We start from the raw sequence: 17,845 nt of genomic DNA, 5'->3' as shown, positions 1-17,845 counted from the left end.
CCGGGCAACGCGCCCGGGTCGCGTTCAGTTCGCCCCGCTCCCGTTATTCGACTCTTCGCCGCCCGCAGCGCCAGCATCGGGCGGCACGACGTCGTCTGGCGTCGGAGTCGGCGCGAGCGCTGCCGCACCGCCGCCATGCGTTTCACCGTCGACGGCATGACCGGGCGCCGGCGTGGGAGCCGATTCCGACCCGGGCGCCGGCAGCAACGGCGGTAACGCGCGTGCTTCGCCCTGCACCACTGACGCGCCCGCTGCCTCCGGCACCGCCGCCGGTGCGGCCACGGCAGACGTCGCCGGCTGTGTCGACGCCACCGGCGCGCGCCGCGCCGGAGCACGCGCGACGACCTGCCTGTCCGGCTGCGCCGGCGCGCGCGTGAACAGGTGCTCGATCCAGTCGCGCAAGCGTTCCGCGCGCTGCGCGAACCAGCCCGGCTGCTGGGCGGTGTCGAACTTCACGTGGCTGTCGACGAGCCGCGAGCGCTGGGCGCGCTGGAAGAAGTCGCCGACGATCGGCAGCGCGCTATGCGCCCCCTGCCCCCAGTAGTCGCTGCGCAGTGTCACGCGGCTGTCGTTGAAGCCGACCCAGGCCCCCGCCACCAGTTGCGGCTGCATCAGGATGAACCAGCCATCCGCGTTGCCCTGGGTCGTGCCGGTCTTGCCCGCGACATCGCCGCGCACGCCGAAGCGCGTGCGGATGCTCGCGCCGGTGCCGCGGCTGACCACGTCGCGCATCACGTCGACGAGCGTGCGCGCCGTGTCGGCGGGCAGTTCGCGTTTCGGCGCGGCCGGCTTGAATTCGGCGAGCACGTTGCCGTTGCGGTCCTCGATGCGCGTGACCATCAGCGGCTCGACGTAGCTGCCGAGGTTAGCGATGGTGCCGTATGCCGACACCATTTCCTTCAGCGTCACCGGGCTCGTGCCGAGCGCGAGCGACGGCACCGGGTCGAGCTGGCTGTCGCGCACACCCATCGCGCGGGCGAGCTTCGCGACCTTGTTCGGACCGACCGACTCCATCACCTGCGCGGTAATGCGGTTGCGCGAATAGGCGAGCGCGTCGCGCAGGCTGATCATGCGACCGCTCGGCTCGTCCTCGTCGTTCGGCTTCCAGATTTCGCCGCCGGCCAGTTCGATCTGGACCGGATTGTCGGGCAATGTGTCGTCCGGCTTCGCACCGGCCTCGAAGGCCGCCGCGTAGACGAACGGCTTGAAGGTCGAACCCGGCTGACGCCGCGCCTGCTGCACATGATCGAACGGATCAACGCCAAAGTCGCGGCTGCCGACCCACGCCTTGATTTCGCCGGTGCGCGGGTCCATCGCGAGGAAGTCGGCCTGCACGCGCGTCTTCGTATCGCAGACGCTCTGCACGAGCTTGCGGTCGGCGAGCAGGCGTTGCAGCGCGTCGTCGTCGGCGAGGCCCGTGTCTTTCGCCGCGCGGAACTCAGGCGTTTCGCGCAGGAACGTGCGCAGCAGGTCCTTGTCCGCCGGGCAGCCCGCGCGCGTGCCCCACGCCGAATTCGCGATGTTCTGCAACTGGTTGCCCTGCAGCGTGACCGCCTGGGTCGCCATCGTTTGCAGACGCGAGTCGATCGTCGTGCGCACGACGAGCCCATCGGAATAGATGTTGTAGTCGTTGCGATCGGCCCACGCGACGAGCCATTTGCGCAGCTGCTGCGTGAAATGCGGCGCGGGTCCGGGCGGCTCGATCTGACGCTCGAAGTCGAGGCGCAACGGCTTGCGCGAGAGTGTGTCGTACTGGGCGGGCGTCAGCTTGCCGTACTTGACCATCTGCGCGAGCACCGTATTGCGCCGCTGCAATGCGCGCTCGGGATTCAGCACCGGGTTGTAGTACGCGTTGCCCTTCAGCATGCCGGTCAGCGTCGCCGCTTCGAGCACATTCAGGTCGGATGCGGACTTGTCGAAATAGGTACGCGCGGCCATCTCGATGCCGTACGCGTTGTACAGGAACGGCACCGTATTCAGGTAGGTTTCGAGGATCTCGTCCTTCGTGTAGAACGCCTCGATCTTTAGCGCGGTGATCGCTTCCTTCAGCTTGCGCGTCAACGTCGGCGCGCGGCCGATTTCGTCGGGATACAGATTGCGCGCGAGTTGCTGCGTGATCGTCGAGCCGCCCTGGCGGTCGCCGGAGAACGTGTGCAGCGCGGCCGATGCGGTGCGCCGCCAGTCGAGTCCGAAATGCTGATAGAAGCGGTGATCCTCGGTCGCGATCAGCGCGTTCACGACGTTCGGCGAGATGTCCGCGAGCTTGACCCACTCGCGGTTCGACGGCTTGAACTCGGCGAGCAGCTTGCCGTCCGCCGACAGGATCTGCGCGGGCTGCTCGATCTTCGCCTTGCGGATGTCGACGATGCTCGGCGTGAACGGAATCAGCAGCAGCACGTACAGCACGAATAGCACCGGCAGCGCGGCAAGCCCCGCCGCGAACGTGCGGCGGGTCGGATGGCGGAGATGCCACGCGGCCTTCGCGAACAGCGGATTCGCGAGGGTCAGCCCTTTGTCGAGGGCCGCCAGAAAGGAAGAAAAGAGGCGCTTCACGTGCTGTCGTCGGCTGGGAAAGGCGCAATCGTACCAAGACGTGGGCGGCGCGCCGATTTTTGCATCGTTCGCGGGATGGAGTGCGGCTCCAGCGGGGCCACTATAATGTCGCCAATTCCGACAAGAGGTGCTTCATGATCATCAAACCGCGTGTGCGTGGCTTCATCTGTGTATCGACCCATCCGACCGGCTGCGAAGCCAACGTCAAGGAACAGATCGAGTATGTGAAGGCACGCGGCCCCATCGCCAATGGCCCGAAAAAGGTGCTCGTGATCGGCGCGTCGACCGGTTACGGCCTCGCTGCCCGCATCAGCGCCGCGTTCGGCTCGGGCGCGTCGACGCTCGGCGTGTTCTTCGAGCGCGCCGGCAGCGAAACCAAATCGGGCACGGCCGGCTGGTACAACACCGCGGCGTTGGAAAAATTCGCCACCGCCGAAGGCCTGTATGCGACCAGCATCAACGGCGATGCGTTTTCCGACGAAGTGAAAGCGCGCACGATCGAAGTCATCAAGCGCGATCTCGGCCAGGTCGATCTGGTCGTCTATAGCCTCGCGGCGCCGAAGCGCCAGCACCCGAAGACCGGTGAAGTGTTCAGCTCGGTGCTCAAGCCGATCGGCAAGGCGGTCAATCTGCGCGGCATCGACACCGACAAGGAAGTGATCAAGGAAACCGTGCTCGAACCGGCGACGCCGGAAGAAATCGCGCACACGGTCGCGGTCATGGGCGGCGAGGACTGGCAGATGTGGATGGACGCGCTCGGCGAAGCCGGCGTGCTCGCCGACGGCGCGAAGACCACCGCGTTCACCTATCTCGGCGAGAAGATCACGCACGACATCTACTGGAACGGCTCGATCGGCGCGGCCAAGAAAGATCTCGATCAAAAAGTGCTCGGCATCCGCTCAAAGCTCGCGGCCAAGGGCGGCGATGCGCGCGTCGCGGTGCTGAAGGCGGTCGTCACGCAGGCGAGTTCGGCGATTCCGATGATGCCGCTTTATCTGTCGCTGCTCTTCAAGGTGATGAAGGAAAAAGGCACGCACGAAGGCTGCATCGAGCAGGTCTACGGCCTATACAAGGACAGCCTCTATGGCAGCCAGCCGCATCTGGACGACGAAGGCCGCCTGCGCGCGGACTACAAGGAACTCGATCCGCAGGTGCAAGGCCGCGTGCAGCAGTTGTGGAACCTGGTGAGCAACGACAACCTCTACGAACTCACCGATTTCGCCGGCTACAAGACCGATTTCCTGCGTCTGTTCGGCTTTGAAATGAAAGGCGTCGATTACGAGGCGGACGTCAACCCGGACGTGCGGATTCCGAATCTCGTGCAGGTTTGATTTGCGTCAGCACGGATACGCACCCTGCAACGCGCGCAGGATCGCGAGCCCGATCGGGAAATCGTCGGAAACGCCCGGATGGTTCGCGAAGAACGCATCGAGCAACGGATAAACCGTCTGGTTGCCGATCGCGAGCGTTTGCGGCGGACAGAACAGCGGCGGCCGCTTCTTCGAGATCAGATCACCGTTCGCCCAGCCGAACGCGTTGATCGTGCCGGTGATGTACGCCGCGTAGATCGAGCTGTTGTCGGCGTGCGCCCATTGCTTGTATTGGGCGGCCGTCATCTCGGCGCTCGCGTTCAGGGTGAAGCATGCCGTCAGCAAAGCCAGCGCGAATTTCGTTACCCGCATCGTTGGACCTTCAATATCGCTAAATGGCCGCCATTGTAGGCGACGCGGAGTGCTCCGCGCACAAGCGGTTGAGCGCGGAAATTCACAAGCCGCGCGTAAGCATTGAAGGCGGTTGTCTGTCAGCCGCGGCGGGTTGCCCGAACGCGCGCGAATCCACGCTCACGGCGTGCCGTTACGGCAATACCTGCGATACCCGTCGCGCTCGGCGAGGCGCGCCATACACGCGGCCAGCGCCGGAAAATCGTCGTGCTGCTGCGGCGTTTCGAGCCAGCGGTTGGCGGACAGCGCGATCGGAATATCGGCGAGCGAGAACACCTCGCCCGCGATATACGCGCCGGTGCGCCCGAGCTGCTGCTCGACGATCGCCATATGCTTCGACCAGTTCGCGCACGACGCCGCGATCTGCCGCGGATCCTGATGCTCGGGCGAGCGCCGCACCAGCGCGAGAAACGCGTAGCTCCACGAGCGGTTCAATTCACTCGCCTGCCAGTCGATCCATTGGTCGCAGCGCGCGCGCTCGACCGGATCGGCCGGATATAGCGCGTCACCGCGATAACGGTTGGCGAGGTATCGAATGATCGAGTTCGATTCCCACAGCACGAAGTCGCCATCGCGAATCACAGGGACCATCGCGTTCGGGTTCAGCGCGCGGAATTCGGCGGCCTCGGTCGAGCGAAAGCCCGAGCCCCAATCTTCCTGTTCGAACCAAAGCCCAAGTTCCGCGCAGGTCCACAGCACCTTGCGCACGTCGATCGAAGTGGTCTTGCCGAGTATCTGTAGCATCAGTGGTGGTGTGGTGTGTCGTGCGGGTTGAGCGGGTTGAAGGAATGAAACGCGGAAGCTGGCCAGTTTGCATCAAGCAATCGGAATCGTAAATTCGTTTTATTCTGGCAGCCAGCGACCGAGAATCGCCGCACTGAGCCCCGAAGGAGCAACCAATGAGCGCGACCCCCACCCCCGCCCACGACGATTGGCACGCGAAGCAGTACGCGATGTTCGAAAACGAGCGCACCCGCCCGGTCCGCGATCTGCTTGCGGCGGTGCCGTTGGACGGCGCGCGGCTCGCAGTCGACATCGGCTGCGGGCCGGGCAATTCGACCGAGGTGCTGGCCGGACGTGTGCCGGGTGCGTCGGTCAGCGGCATCGACAGCTCCGCCGACATGATCGCGGCGGCCCGTCAGCGTCTGCCGCAACTGCGCTTCGACGTCAGCGACGTTTCGACGTGGGACGCGCGCGGCCCCTACGACGTGATCCTCGCGAACGCGGTGCTGCAATGGGTGCCGGACCACGAGCGGCTGTTCCCCGCGCTGGTGGCGAAACTTGCCGCGGGCGGCAGCCTCGCCGTGCAAATGCCCGTCAATCTCGACGAACCGGCGCACCGGCTGCTGCGCGAAATCGCCGTCGACGGACCTTGGGCCGCCAGGCTGAAGGGTGTCGAGCGCACCATCCGCCACGACGCGAACTGGTATTACGCGCTGCTCAAGCCGCTGTGCGCGCGCGTCGACGTGTGGCGCACGGTCTACCACCACCCGCTCGCGGGCGCCGACGCGGTGGTCGAATGGTTCAAGGGCAGCGCGCTGCGGCCGTTTCTCGCCGCGCTCGACGACGCCGAACGCAGCGCTTTTCTGCAGCGCTATCGCGACGAAATCGCCAAAGCCTACCCGGCGCTCGCCGACGGCACGGTGCTGCTGCCGTTTCCGCGACTTTTCATCGTCGCGACGCGCGGCGAACACTGAAGCCGCGCCGGGAATCGCTGTGAGCCGCTAAATGCCGGCGCGGCGGCTCCGGCGGGCCATTCGCGGGTCGATCGGGTCGCCCGCGCACCTTGCTGACGGGCCGCCCGAAACCCCACCTGTGGCGGCGCCGCACGCTAGGGTTGGTCGGGAATTGCCGCCCGGGAATTGCGCATGCTAATGTTCATAAAAGCGGAGGACGGCGCCCGCCGGCCTCACCGGGAAGCCATTTACTGCAGCGAGCGTCGCCATGAGTGATGTACGCCAACACCTGAGTCCCCGTGACCGCCTGGAGCTGTTGTGCTGGCTCACATGCGGAAGCCTCGGCGCTTATTATCTGAACGAAGACTGGCCCGACGCGGCGTTTCACGTGCAGTCCGCGCACAAGTGGCTCGACCGCCGCGCGCGCGAAGCCGACTGGCTCTGCATCGCGAAACTGTCGGCCACCGCGGTCGAAATCGCGCGGCGCCACGCGTACTTCGTCGACACCGACTGGGCGCGCGACGCGGTCGAGGAAATTCTCGATACCGACGAACTCGACCCGCAAGCGCGGCTCGTCCGGCAGGTGCTGGCCGACTGCCAGAGCGCGCTGGCCGACAAGCGGATCGCCGATTAGCCGCGGCCTGGTTTTTTCTGTTTTGCAGCGCTTTAGGGGCCAATTGTTGGCCCCTTTTTCGTCGTTTCGCGTTTCCGTGCGCGGGGCGCCGCTTGCAGTCGGTAAAAAATGCGGCACTTGCCGTCGCGGCTTGACGCGGCTCACCGCCAGGCGAACCGTCAGCGTGCGGGCCCGGTTGGCGCGCTCACCGCGAACACTGCGTTCCTCATTCCTCGACCATCGTCTTCAGCTTCAGCAGCGCCTGATCCCACTGCCACGAAATCGCGTCGAGCGCGCGGCGCGCCGCGTCCAGATGCGTGGGCTCGAATGCCCACAGGCGCTCGCGTCCGACCTTCACGTCATGCACGAGGCCCGCGTCGGCAAGCACCTGCAAATGCTGCGTGACCGACTGCCGCGTGATGTCGGTGCCGGCCGTCAGTTGGGCGATCGACATCGCGCTGCCCGCGCACAACGCCGCGACGAGACGCAGGCGCGTCTCGTCACCGAGCGCCGCGAACACCGCAGCCGAACTGCGCAGTGTCGCCGCCTTGAAACCCACCTTCGCGCAGGCGGCCTTAGCTCGCGCCGACATATCGTTCGATGTTGCCCATCTGCTGCGCCCAGCCGCCCTCGTTCAGCCGGAACGCCTGCTCGCGGCGCCCGACCGGTAACTGGTCGAAGCCCGATTCGACGACGCGCAGCAGCGTGCCGGACTCGACCTCGCTCAGATCGAACGCGACGAGCGTGGTCGGCTCCGGCGTGTAGTCGATCGTGATATCGATCGCGGCCGGATGCCAGCGCCACGACAGATGATGCTCAGGCTCGACACGCTCGACCAGCACTTCCATCACCAGATGCTCGTAACCCGGATAGGTGATGTGCCCCTGTGCGGATTGTCCCGCGACGAACTGCTGGCCGGTCAGGTTCACGCCGAACCATTTGCCGAATTCCTCGGCGTTGGACAGCGCGCGCCATACGCGCGAGCGCGGCGCCTTCAACAGAATCTGCTTTTCGATGCGATCAGTCGATGAGTTCATATGCAGCCTCCTGCCTGCATATTAGAAACATCGTCGCCGATATGCAAGCATGCGACCGCGCTTTGTGTCAGAGCATCCCGCGTGCGTCGCCGGCACGGCCGAACGCCGCACGCCGGGCCTTACTCCGTCGCATGCGCGTGCATGACGCCGGTTTGCACCGACCACGCCATCCACGGCCGGCGCAGCGCGACGATCGCAACGAATGCGCAAGCCGACAGCGTGCCGAACGTCGCAAAGCCCATCTGATAGCTGCCGGTGCTCTCTTTCGCGATGCCCATCACGACCGGCAGATAGAAGCCGCCGATGCCGCCCGCCGCGCCGACGATGCCGGACATCAGACCGGTGCGACCGGCCCAGCGATGCGGCACCAGCTGGAACGTCGCGCCGTTGCCGAGTCCGAACGCGACATACAGGCACAGCAGCAACGCGATGCCGCCTGTGAGCGACGGCATCGCCACGGCGAACAGGAAGTCGCCAACGGCGATGATCGCGAGCAGCACGGTCAGCGCGCGCACACCCGACACCCGGTCGGCAATCAGGCCGCCGAGCGGGCGCACCATCGCGCCGGTCGCCGCGAGCAGCGCCATGAACAGACCCGCGTCGATTTTGGACAGTTGATACAGGTTGGTCAGCAGCAGCGACACATACGAGGACATGCCGACGAAACCGCCGAACGTGATGCTATAGACCAGCATGATGACCCACGTATCGCGCTCGGCTAGCACCGAGCGATAACGTTGCGGCAGCACCGCGATCGCGAGCAGCGCGCCGACCACCGGCAACAGCAGCACGCCGGTCTTGCCCGCGCCGAACAGCCCCGCTTCGACGAGCAGCACGAGCACGATCAAACCGACGAGCGTCGTCGCAAAGCTGCCGAACGCGCGCAGCACGCTGCCGGTTTTGATGCCCGCGTCGTTGGCCCAGAAGTACAGCGTGATCGCGGCGATCGCAAGCAGCGGCAACGCGCCGCCTGCCGCCAGTTGCCAGCCGTAACGCGTCGCCAGTTGCGGGAACAGAAAGCCGTCGAGCACCGCGCCGATGTTGCCGGCCGCGGCTAGCCCCAGCACGAGGCCCTGCACTTTCGGCGGATAGTTGCTGCCGGCCATCGGCAGCGCGACGGCGAAGCTGGCGCCGCCGACGCCGAGGAACACGCCGAGCACCAGCAGCATTTCGTACGACGGCACCGCTTGCAGCAGCGGCAGCACGATCGTCGGCACCGCCGACAGCAATACACCCATCAACGCAATGCGTTTGCCATGCGCGGACTGATACAGATTGCCGAGCGTCACGCGCAGAATCGCCGCGGACAACACCGGCACCGCGACGAGCAGACCCTGCTGCGCGGGCGTCATCGCGATGCTCTTGCTGATGAACGGCGCGAGCGGTCCGTACAGCACCCAAACGGTGAAGCCCGTGTCGAAATACAGAAAGCAGGCGACGAGTGCGCGCCAATCACCGCTTCGCAGAGAGTGCATCACGTTTTTCATCAGAGATCCTCAGTAAATAAAATGCCTGGTAGTCCGGTTGCTGCGTTACTTATCTTTTGCACCGGCATGTCGTCCGGAGTTTTCACCGGGACTAGACATGCAAGCGTCATGCCATCGTGCTGTCTGTTACGAGGCTTTTTTAAAGGCATCTTCTGAAACGCATCGGCGACTCAATACACGTCGCGTGCATAGCGCTTTTCGCGCGTCAGACGGCTCACGTATTCGAGTGCTTTCTCTTCGCTCATGCCACCGTGCGTCGCGATCACGTCCTTCAGCGCCGCGTCGACGTCGCGCGCCATCCGGTTCGCGTCGCCGCACACATAGAAATGCGCACCGTCTTCGAGCCATGCCCACAGTTGCGCACCGTGTTCGCGCATGCGGTCCTGCACATAGATCTTGTCGGCCTGGTCGCGCGAAAACGCGACGTCGAGCCGGCTCAGCAGACCGCTCGCGCGCATCGCTTCGAGTTCGTCGCGATAGTAGAAGTCGGTCGCGGCATGCTGCTCGCCGAAGAACAGCCAGTTGCGTCCGCGCTCGCCGCGCGCCTGCCGTTCGTGCAGAAAGCCGCGAAACGGTGCGATGCCCGTGCCGGGCCCGACCATGATCATCGGCGTGTCCGATTGATGAGGAGGACGAAAGTGCGCGGACTTCTGCACGAACACGGGGACGTCGGCGTCATTTGCGCGATCCGCGAGGAATGTCGACGACACGCCCTTGCGATGCCGCCGCCCATTGCTGTAACGCACCGCCGAGACCGTCAGATGCACCTCGCCCGGATGCGCCTTCGGGCTCGACGCGATCGAATACAGGCGCGGCTGCACGCGCTTGAGCATGCCGGTCAGCTCGGTGGGCGTCAGGCTCACCGGAAACTCGTGCAAGACATCGGCGAGTTGCTGTCCCCAGAGCCATTGCTTCAGATCGGCCTTGCGTTCGGGCGCGAGCAGATCGCGCAGCGCGCCGTTGCCGCTGCGCGCGGCGACGAACGCGAGCGCTTCGGCGCTCGGCCGCGCGATCTCGTAGTGTTTGCCGAGCGCATCGGCGAGCCGCATGTCGCCGATCCCCGCGACCTGCACCGATGCCTCCGCGTCCAGACCGCTCAGCGTGATCAGTTCGTCGACGAGTTCGGGGCAGTTGCTCGGCCATACGCCGAGCGCATCGCCGGCTTCGTATTCGAGGTTCGTCCCGTCCGTTTGTAGCGACACGTAGCGCGTATCCTTCGCCGCGCCCTGCCGGTTCAGGCGCAGATTGCCGAGCACGCGCGACGCAGCCGGCCGCGCCTTCGTCGGCACCGCGCCCACCACCGCGTTGATCATGCCGCCCGGCGGCACCGCGTACAACGCGGCATCCGCTTGCTTGATGCAGACGATCACGCGTTCGAGCCATGCATCGGCGCTTTGCTGATATTCAATATCGCAATCGACGCGCTCGGTCAGACGCAGCGCACCCTGCGCGGCGAGCCGCTCGTCCAGACGGCGGCCGTGACCGCAAAACTGATCGTAGTTGCGATCGCCGAGCGCGAGCACCGCGAAACGCACAGCGTCGAGGCGCGGCGCCGTCGCGGCGTTCAGGTGCGTCCAGAAGTCCTGCGCGTTGTCGGGCGCATCGCCGTCGCCGAACGTGCTCGTCATCAGCAGCACGTATTGCGCCTTCGCGAGCGTCGCGAACGAGTAGTCGGCCATGCACGCGGTGCGGATTTCGAAGCCCGATTCCATCAGACGCGTCGCGTAACGCTCGGTCAGCGATTCGGTGTTGCCGGTTTGCGAGGCCCACAACAGCGTGACCTTCGGCCGCGCGCGCACGATGCGCACGCCCGATTCGCGTGGCTCTTCCTGTGCGAGATTCGGCCTCGATGCAGCGGCCGACGGTTGGGCCGTCGTCGCGCTGCGGCTATACAGCCCCGCCAGCAGACCATCGACATAGAGCCGTTTCACCGCATCGAACGGCGCGCTGTGCGGCAGCACCGGCACGGTGTCGAGGCCTTGCGCTTCGGCCGAACGCAGGCCACTGACGAAACCCGTCAGATACGCGCGCTCCGCATCGCAGAGCGACGGCATCGGCGCGGGCTCGGGCGGCAATTGCAGCAAAGTCGTGAGGGCTTCGATACGGGGCATGGGTTGATCCTTGGCGCTGGGCGTTAACACCGCTGCGCCGGCGAAGGTAGAGAGCGCGTCGTCGTCATCGCGTGTGTGCGCGACGCGATCGGTCGTCACCGGACTCAGCGCGACCGCGCAGACTTTCAGTTCGGGCTGCAGAGAAACCGGATCGATCGCGTCGTTGGTCACCGCGTTGATGCAAAGTTCGTCGCCGAACACGTCGTTCCAGTGCATCGGCGCGAAGCACTGGCCCGCGTTGACACGATCGGTGACGACCGCGGGCAGGACCGCGCGGCCACGGCGCGAGCGGATCTCGACTGCGTCTTTCGCGCGAATGCCGAGTTCGGCCGCGTCGTCCGGATGAATCTCGACGAACGGTCCCGGGTTCAGCTTGTTCAGCATCGCGACCTTGCCGGTCTTGCTCATCGTGTGCCATTGATGCTGCAGGCGGCCCGTGTTCAACACGATCGGGAACTCGCGATCGGGCAACTCGGCCGCGGGCGCGTACGCACGCGCGAAAAACTTCGCCTTGCCGCTGGCGGTCGGAAAAGCAATGCGCGGCCGGCTGCCATCGTCGGATTCCCTTAGCGTCTGGCTCACGCCGTCGTTCAGATAGCGAAGCGGATTGCGCTCCGACGAATCGGCTGACGCGATCGGCCACTGCAGCGGCGAGTCCTTCAAACGGCGATGGCTCGCGCCGCGCAGGTCGTAGCCGGTCACCGGGTTCGCCGCGCGCGTGAGTTCGGCGAACACTTCGTCGGCGCTTGCATAGCTGAACGCGTCGGCAAAGCCCATTTCACACGCGATGCGCGCGATGATCCGCCAGTCGGGCAACGCCGCGCCGGGCGGTTCGATGGCCTGCTGCATCAGCGTCAGATTGCGCTCCGAGTTGACCATCACGCCTTCGGCTTCCGCCCACAGCGCGCCGGGCAGCAGCACGTCGGCGTAGCGGTTCGTTTCGGTATCGAGGAACGCGTCCTGCGCGATCACGAGTTCGGCCGCGCGCAAACCGGCGATCGCGGTCTGCCGGTTCGGGACGGTCGCCACCGGATTCGTGCAGATGATCCAGCACGCCTTGATGTCGCCCGAGGCCATCCGCGCGAACAGGTCGATCGTGCCGTTGCCCGGGTCCGCCTTGAGCGTGCCTGGCGCGATGCCCCACAGTGCTTCGACGAACGCACGGTCTTCGGCGACCAGCGCTGAACGCTGCCCCGGCAAACCCGGGCCCATGTAGCCCATTTCGCGGCCGCCCATCGCGTTCGGTTGGCCGGTCAGCGAGAACGGTCCACTGCCGCGCCGGCAGATGCGGCCCGTCGCCAGATGCAGATTGCACAGCGCATTGGTGTGCCACGTGCCGTGCGTGCTCTGGTTCAGGCCCATCGTCCAGCAGCTCATCCAGTCATTGGCCGACGCGATCATTTGCGCGGCGCGGCGGATGTCGTCGGCGGCGAGGCCCGTGATGCGCGCGACGTTCTCCGGCGTGTACTGCGCGAGGAACGCCGGCATCGCATCCCAGCCTTCGGTGTGTTCGGCGATAAAAGCCGCATCCGTTGCGCCGTTTTCGTGCAGCAGATGCAGCAGACCGTTCAGCAGCGCGAGGTCGGTGCCGGGTTTGATCTGCAGGAACAGATCGGCTTTCTCGGCGGTCGCGTTACGGCGCGGATCGACGACGATCAGCTTCGCGCCCGCCTTCACGCGATCCATCATGCGCAGGAACAGGATCGGATGACAGTCGGCCATATTCGCGCCGCTGACGAAAAACAGATCCGCGTGATCGAAGTCTTCGTACGAGCCGGGCGGGCCGTCCGCGCCGAGCGACAGCTTGTAGCCGCTAGCCGCGCTCGCCATGCACAGGCGCGAATTCGCTTCGATATTGTTCGTGCCGATAAAGCCCTTCGCGAGCTTGTTGACCAGATACTGCGCTTCGAGCGACATCTGCCCCGACACGTAAAACGACAGCGCATCGGGACCATGCTCGTCGAGCACACGCCGCAGACGCGCGGCGGTACTGCTCAACGCCTGCGCCATCGGCAGCGGCACCGGGTCTTCGTCGCGCGCACGACGCACGAACGCGCCTTCGAGACGACCCGACTTGCGCAGCGCGACGTGGGCCGACTGCCCTTTGGTGCAGAGCCGGCCCAGGTTGGCCGGATGCTCCTTGTCGCCAGCGATCTTCACGACCTGGCCGTCCTCGACGTGCAGCACCATGCCGCAGCCGACGCCGCAATACGGACACACGCTCTTTACGCTGGTAGCAGACATGCGCGAATGATCTGGTTGAAAAATCGGAACGATGAACAAAGGCCGCTACATCAAACCGCGACCCACACCTGGCCGTGTTCGACGCGCGTGGCAAACGCGCTGACCGAATACGACGGCGTTTCGAGGCATTCGCCGGTGCGCAGATCGAAGTGGTGCTTGTAGATCGGCGACGCGACCACGATGCGTTCGCCGAGACTGCCGACGAGTCCGCGCGACAGTACCGCCGCGTGCGAACCCGGATCGAAATTGTCGATCGCATAGATCGTGGGCGTGGCCGGCGACTCGGCTTCGCCGCCATCCACGTAAAACACGGCCACCTGTTCGCCGTTCACGAGCGCACAAACGCCGGTGTTCGGCACGATGTCGTCGAGCGCGCAGATTGCGGTCCAGGCGCGAGGCAATGGTTCGTTCTTCATGACTGGGCTCCTTGATGAACAAGCTGGGATCGGATCGGATCGGATCGGATCAAACCGTCTCGACGACGACTGGAATATCGATGCGCCGCACCTGCCGCTCGTCAGCCGTGGCCGGCCGGATCTGTCCACGCTCCTCGACGAACGCGACGTTGCTGTCCGACTCGCCGCTGTTGACGAAATGGCGGAAACGCTTGCGCGTCTCGGGATCGGTGACGGCCTTCTTCCATTCGCACTCGTAGGTGTCGACCACGTGCTGCATCTCCGCTTCGAGTTCCACGGCGACGTCAAGGCGATCGTTGACGATCACATCGATCAGATAATCGAGCCCGCCTTCGAGGTTGTCGCGCCACACGCTGGTGCGTTGCAGGCGATCGGCGGTGCGTACGTAGAACATCAGGAAGCGGTCGATGTAGCGCACCAGCGTCGCCTTATCGAGGTCCGCGGCGAGCAGTTCCGCGTGACGCGGCTTCATGCCGCCATTGCCGCACACGTACAGATTCCAGCCCTTCTCGGTCGCGATCACGCCGACGTCCTTGCCCTGCGCTTCCGCGCATTCGCGGGTGCAGCCCGACACACCGAACTTGATCTTGTGCGGAGTGCGCAGCCCCTTGTAGCGATTCTCGAGTTCGACCGCGAGACCGACCGAATCGCCGACGCCGTAGCGGCACCACGTCGAACCGACGCACGACTTCACGGTGCGCAGCGATTTGCCATACGCGTGGCCCGATTCGAAGCCGGCCGCGATCAGCTCTTCCCAGATCGACGGCAATTGTTCGACCCGCGCGCCAAACAGATCGACACGCTGACCGCCGGTGATCTTCGTGTAGAGACCGTATTTCTTCGCGACCTGCGCGACCGCGATCAGACCGTCGGGCGTCACTTCGCCGCCCGGCATGCGTGGCACGACCGAATAGGTGCCGTCGCGCTGGATGTTGGCGAGGTAGTAGTCGTTGGTGTCCTGCAGCGACGCGTGCTCCTTCTTCAGCACGAATTCGTTCCAGCACGACGCGAGGATGCTCGCGATCGCCGGCTTGCAGATATCGCAGCCGAGCCCGCGGCCATGCTTCGCGAGCAGCGCGCCGAAACTGCGCAGTCCCTCGACGCGCACGAGGTGGTACAGCTCCTGGCGCGAATACGGGAAGTGCTCGCAGACGTGGTTGTTCACCGCGAGACCCTGCTTCTTCATCTCGGCCTTCATCACCTGCGTGACGAGCGGCACGCAGCCGCCGCACGAAGTGCCCGCGCCGGTCGCGCTCTTCAATGCGCCGATGTCGGTCGCGCCCGCGCAGACCGCCGCGCACAGCGCGCCCTTCGACACGTTGTTGCACGAACAGATCTGCGCGGCAGCGGGCAATGCCTCGACGCCGAGCGCCGGTTTCGCGTTGCCGTCCGCTTGCGGCAGGATCAGGAATTCGGGGGACTCGGGCAACTCGATGCGGTTCAGCATCATCTGCAGCAGCGTGCCGTATTCGCTCGCGTCGCCGACCATCACGCCCGCCGAGCAGGTATTTGCCGCACTCGGAGACGACGAGCTTCTTGTAGATCTGCTTGCGTTCGTCGCTGAACCGATAGGTGCGGCTGCCCGGCGTATTGCCGTGCGCGTCGCCGATGCTGGCGACGTCGACGCCCATCAGCTTGAGCTTGGTGCTCATGTCGGCGCCCGCGAATTCGGCCGTGTCGCCGAGCAACTGTTTCGCGACAGCGCGCGCCATCTCGTAGCCGGGCGCGACGAGGCCGAACAGCTGGCCCTGCCACAGCGCGCATTCGCCGATCGCGTAGATGTGCGGATCGCTGGTGCGGCACGCGTCGTCGATTGCGATGCCGCCGCGTGCGCCGAGTTCGAGGCCGCACGCGCGCGCGAGATCGTCGCGCGGACGGATGCCCGCGGAGAACACGATCATGTCGGTGTCGAGATGGCTGCCGTCGGCGAACTGCATGCGGTGCGTGCCCGCTTCGCCGTCGACGATCGCCGTCGTATTCTTCTGCGTGTGCACCGTGACGCCGAGTTCTTCGATCCGGCTGCGCAATACGCGGCCGCCACCGTCGTCGACCTGCACCGCCATCAGGCGCGGAGCGAATTCGACCACGTGCGTTTGCAGGCCCATGTCGCGCAGCGCCTTCGCGCATTCAAGGCCGAGCAGGCCACCGCCGACGACGGTGCCCGTTTTCGAGCGGGCGCCGCATTCGCGCATCGCTTCGAGATCGTCGATGGTTCGATACACGAAGCAGTCGCCGCGCTCGCGGCCCGCCACCGGCGGCACGAACGGATAGGAGCCGGTCGCGAACACGAGGCGGTCGTACGGCAGCGTTTCGCCGTTCGAGACCGTCACCGTGCGCGCGTCGCGGTCGACCGAGACGGCTCGCGCGTTCAGCTTCAGTTGCACGCCGTGGCGCTCGAAAAAGCCGGGCTCGACCAGCGACAGGTCATCGGCGGTCTTGCCCGCGAAGAACTCGGACAGATGCACGCGATCGTAGGCCGGTCGCGATTCTTCGCACAGCACCGTGATGTCGAGATCGGCCGCGGCCTGTTGCGCCAGGCATTCGACCAGCTTGTGGCCGACCATCCCGTGGCCGATAACGATGATTTTCATGAGCGCGCTGTCCTCTGGTGTCTGGCGAAAGCGGTTGCGGAAATAAAAACGGCGTCCCGCGAACCCAGCCGAGGGCTGAATCCGGGGGACGCCGTTGTCCTGTTCGGTGCTGCGGAGCGCGTGCGGTTGTGCTGCATGCGCGACGAACCCACGTTGGTCCGATGGCAACGCTTATCGCAAAGGCTGTGCCAATTCGGATAAATGCGCGGCAAAGCGCCGTGTGGCGGGCGTTTGCGGCACCTCGCGCGGCCTCGGACCGCACCTCGCGCGCGACGCGTTTTGATGCGGCAAAGCACAGGGATGGTGCGACGCAGCACTGTGGACGTGCGAAACGAACGCGCACGGGCGTGCGATCGCCGTCATGTTTTCCGCGTGAATCGCAACGTGTGGCAACGGCTTGCGCGCCTTGATCGGACCGATGGCGTGGTCCTTGCGTGGCTCTTGCGCAACGTCATCGCGGCAACGTCGTCGCGACGCGCGGACTCAACCGTCGACAGGCAATGCAATGGACAACGGCGTCCCCTCGTGATCTTCACGGGCGGGCGCCGTTTTCGTTTCGGGCCAACAGAAACCAACGGCATAAGGACACCAACATGAATACCGACACCGGCAAGGTCACGCTGCTGAGCGCGGGCCCGGGCGACCTCGACTTGCTGACCCTGAAGGCCGTCAAGGCGCTCGCCGCCGCCGACGTCGTGCTGCTCGACGACCTCGCGAATCCCGACATCGTGACGCTCGCGCCGCAGGCCCGCGTGATTCGGGTCGGCAAACGCGGCGGCTGCCGCTCGACGCCGCAGGCGTTCATCGAGCGACTGATGCGGCGCTATGCGCTGAAGGGTTTGCACGTGGTGCGCGTCAAAGGCGGCGAAGCGCTGCTGTTCGGGCGCGCGGGCGAGGAGCTCGCGATGCTGCGCGACGCAGGCCTCGCGGTCGAGATCGTCAACGGCATCTCGTCGGGCTTCGCCGCTGCGGCGGGGCTTGGCATGTCGCTCACGCATCGGCGGCATTGCCACGGCGTGAGCTTCGTCACCGCGCACACCGAAGATCACGGCGAGCCGGACTGGGCCGCGCTCGCCGCGACGCGCACGACGCTCGCGATCTACATGGGAATGCGGCGTATCGACAGCATCGCCGCCGCGTTGCTCGCGCACCTGCCGGCCGAAACGCCGGCCGCGGTCGTGCAATGGGCCGGCGGCATCGACGAGCGGCGCCTGTTGACGCGGCTCGATCGGCTCGCCGCCGATGCACTCGGCGCGGGCTTCGGCAGTCCGGCGGTGATTCTGGTGGGAAACGCAGTCGGCGAGAGCGCCGAGGCGCCCTGCTGGGAACGCGAACGTCGCGGCGAAGGCGGCGGGCAAACGCCGCCCGCGTCAGCCATCGTGCGGGCGGCCTGACA

The 17,845-nt window shown here is 65.7% G+C and carries 12 protein-coding genes and 1 pseudogene; 4 read left to right on the top strand and 9 right to left on the bottom strand.

The window, feature by feature from the left end:
* Window positions 1–24: 24 nt before the first annotated feature.
* Complete coding sequence (locus tag OKW43_RS22995; protein ID WP_187635305.1) at window positions 25–2,553, bottom strand: penicillin-binding protein 1A; 2,529 nt, start codon at window positions 2,551–2,553, stop codon at window positions 25–27.
* 134 nt (window positions 2,554–2,687) lie between these two features.
* On the opposite strand from OKW43_RS22995, the gene fabV reads away from it, so the two are divergent.
* Window positions 2,688–3,884 carry an enoyl-ACP reductase FabV gene (fabV, locus tag OKW43_RS22990; RefSeq protein ID WP_187635304.1) on the top strand — a complete coding sequence of 399 codons (1,197 nt, stop codon included), beginning with the start codon at window positions 2,688–2,690 and terminating at the stop codon, window positions 3,882–3,884.
* 6 nt (window positions 3,885–3,890) lie between these two features.
* Here the strand turns inward: fabV and OKW43_RS22985 are convergent, their stop codons facing one another.
* Complete coding sequence (locus OKW43_RS22985) at window positions 3,891–4,235, bottom strand: hypothetical protein (protein ID WP_187635303.1); 345 nt, start codon at window positions 4,233–4,235, stop codon at window positions 3,891–3,893.
* A gap of 159 nt (window positions 4,236–4,394) precedes the next feature.
* Window positions 4,395–5,018, bottom strand: a complete 624-nt coding sequence (locus OKW43_RS22980; RefSeq protein WP_429450040.1) for a glutathione S-transferase family protein — start codon at window positions 5,016–5,018, stop codon at window positions 4,395–4,397.
* 155 nt (window positions 5,019–5,173) lie between these two features.
* Between OKW43_RS22980 and tam the strand changes: the two genes are divergently transcribed.
* Window positions 5,174–5,971 (top strand): trans-aconitate 2-methyltransferase, encoded by a 798-nt coding sequence (tam, locus tag OKW43_RS22975; protein WP_187635302.1) that lies wholly within the window; start codon window positions 5,174–5,176, stop codon window positions 5,969–5,971.
* Between the two features lie 247 nt (window positions 5,972–6,218).
* Window positions 6,219–6,584, top strand: a complete 366-nt coding sequence (locus tag OKW43_RS22970; RefSeq protein ID WP_187635301.1) for a hypothetical protein — start codon at window positions 6,219–6,221, stop codon at window positions 6,582–6,584.
* Between the two features lie 205 nt (window positions 6,585–6,789).
* Here OKW43_RS22970 and OKW43_RS22965 read toward each other — a convergent pair whose 3' ends face one another.
* From OKW43_RS22965 to nirB, 6 genes and pseudogenes are all read right to left on the bottom strand, one after another.
* Window positions 6,790–7,155 (bottom strand): ArsR/SmtB family transcription factor, encoded by a 366-nt coding sequence (locus tag OKW43_RS22965; protein WP_187635300.1) that lies wholly within the window; start codon window positions 7,153–7,155, stop codon window positions 6,790–6,792.
* Window positions 7,139–7,600 (bottom strand): SRPBCC family protein, encoded by a 462-nt coding sequence (locus OKW43_RS22960; protein WP_187635299.1) that lies wholly within the window; start codon window positions 7,598–7,600, stop codon window positions 7,139–7,141. The genes OKW43_RS22965 and OKW43_RS22960 overlap by 17 nt, the downstream gene beginning before the upstream one ends.
* Window positions 7,601–7,719: 119 nt before the next feature.
* Window positions 7,720–9,087, bottom strand: coding sequence for an MFS transporter (locus tag OKW43_RS22955; RefSeq protein WP_187635298.1), 1,368 nt, complete (start codon window positions 9,085–9,087; stop codon window positions 7,720–7,722).
* Between the two features lie 170 nt (window positions 9,088–9,257).
* Window positions 9,258–13,442: a bifunctional nitrate reductase/sulfite reductase flavoprotein subunit alpha gene (locus OKW43_RS22950; protein WP_187635297.1), complete on the bottom strand. Its 4,185-nt coding sequence runs from the start codon at window positions 13,440–13,442 to the stop codon at window positions 9,258–9,260.
* Window positions 13,443–13,492: 50 nt separating this feature from the next.
* Window positions 13,493–13,858, bottom strand: coding sequence for a nitrite reductase small subunit NirD (gene nirD, locus OKW43_RS22945; protein ID WP_187635296.1), 366 nt, complete (start codon window positions 13,856–13,858; stop codon window positions 13,493–13,495).
* 49 nt (window positions 13,859–13,907) lie between these two features.
* Window positions 13,908–16,449 (bottom strand): annotated as a pseudogene (gene nirB, locus OKW43_RS22940) (nitrite reductase large subunit NirB).
* Window positions 16,450–17,042: 593 nt separating this feature from the next.
* On the opposite strand from nirB, the gene cobA reads away from it, so the two are divergent.
* Window positions 17,043–17,843: a uroporphyrinogen-III C-methyltransferase gene (gene cobA / locus OKW43_RS22935; RefSeq protein WP_429450035.1), complete on the top strand. Its 801-nt coding sequence runs from the start codon at window positions 17,043–17,045 to the stop codon at window positions 17,841–17,843.
* Window positions 17,844–17,845 lie beyond the last annotated feature (2 nt).

It is taken from the genome of Paraburkholderia sp. WC7.3g, assembly GCF_050436345.1.
Lineage (GTDB): Bacteria > Pseudomonadota > Gammaproteobacteria > Burkholderiales > Burkholderiaceae > Paraburkholderia > Paraburkholderia podalyriae.
The sequence above is the reverse complement of the archived record's forward strand: the minus strand, read 5'-3'. Positions and strand labels throughout refer to the sequence as shown.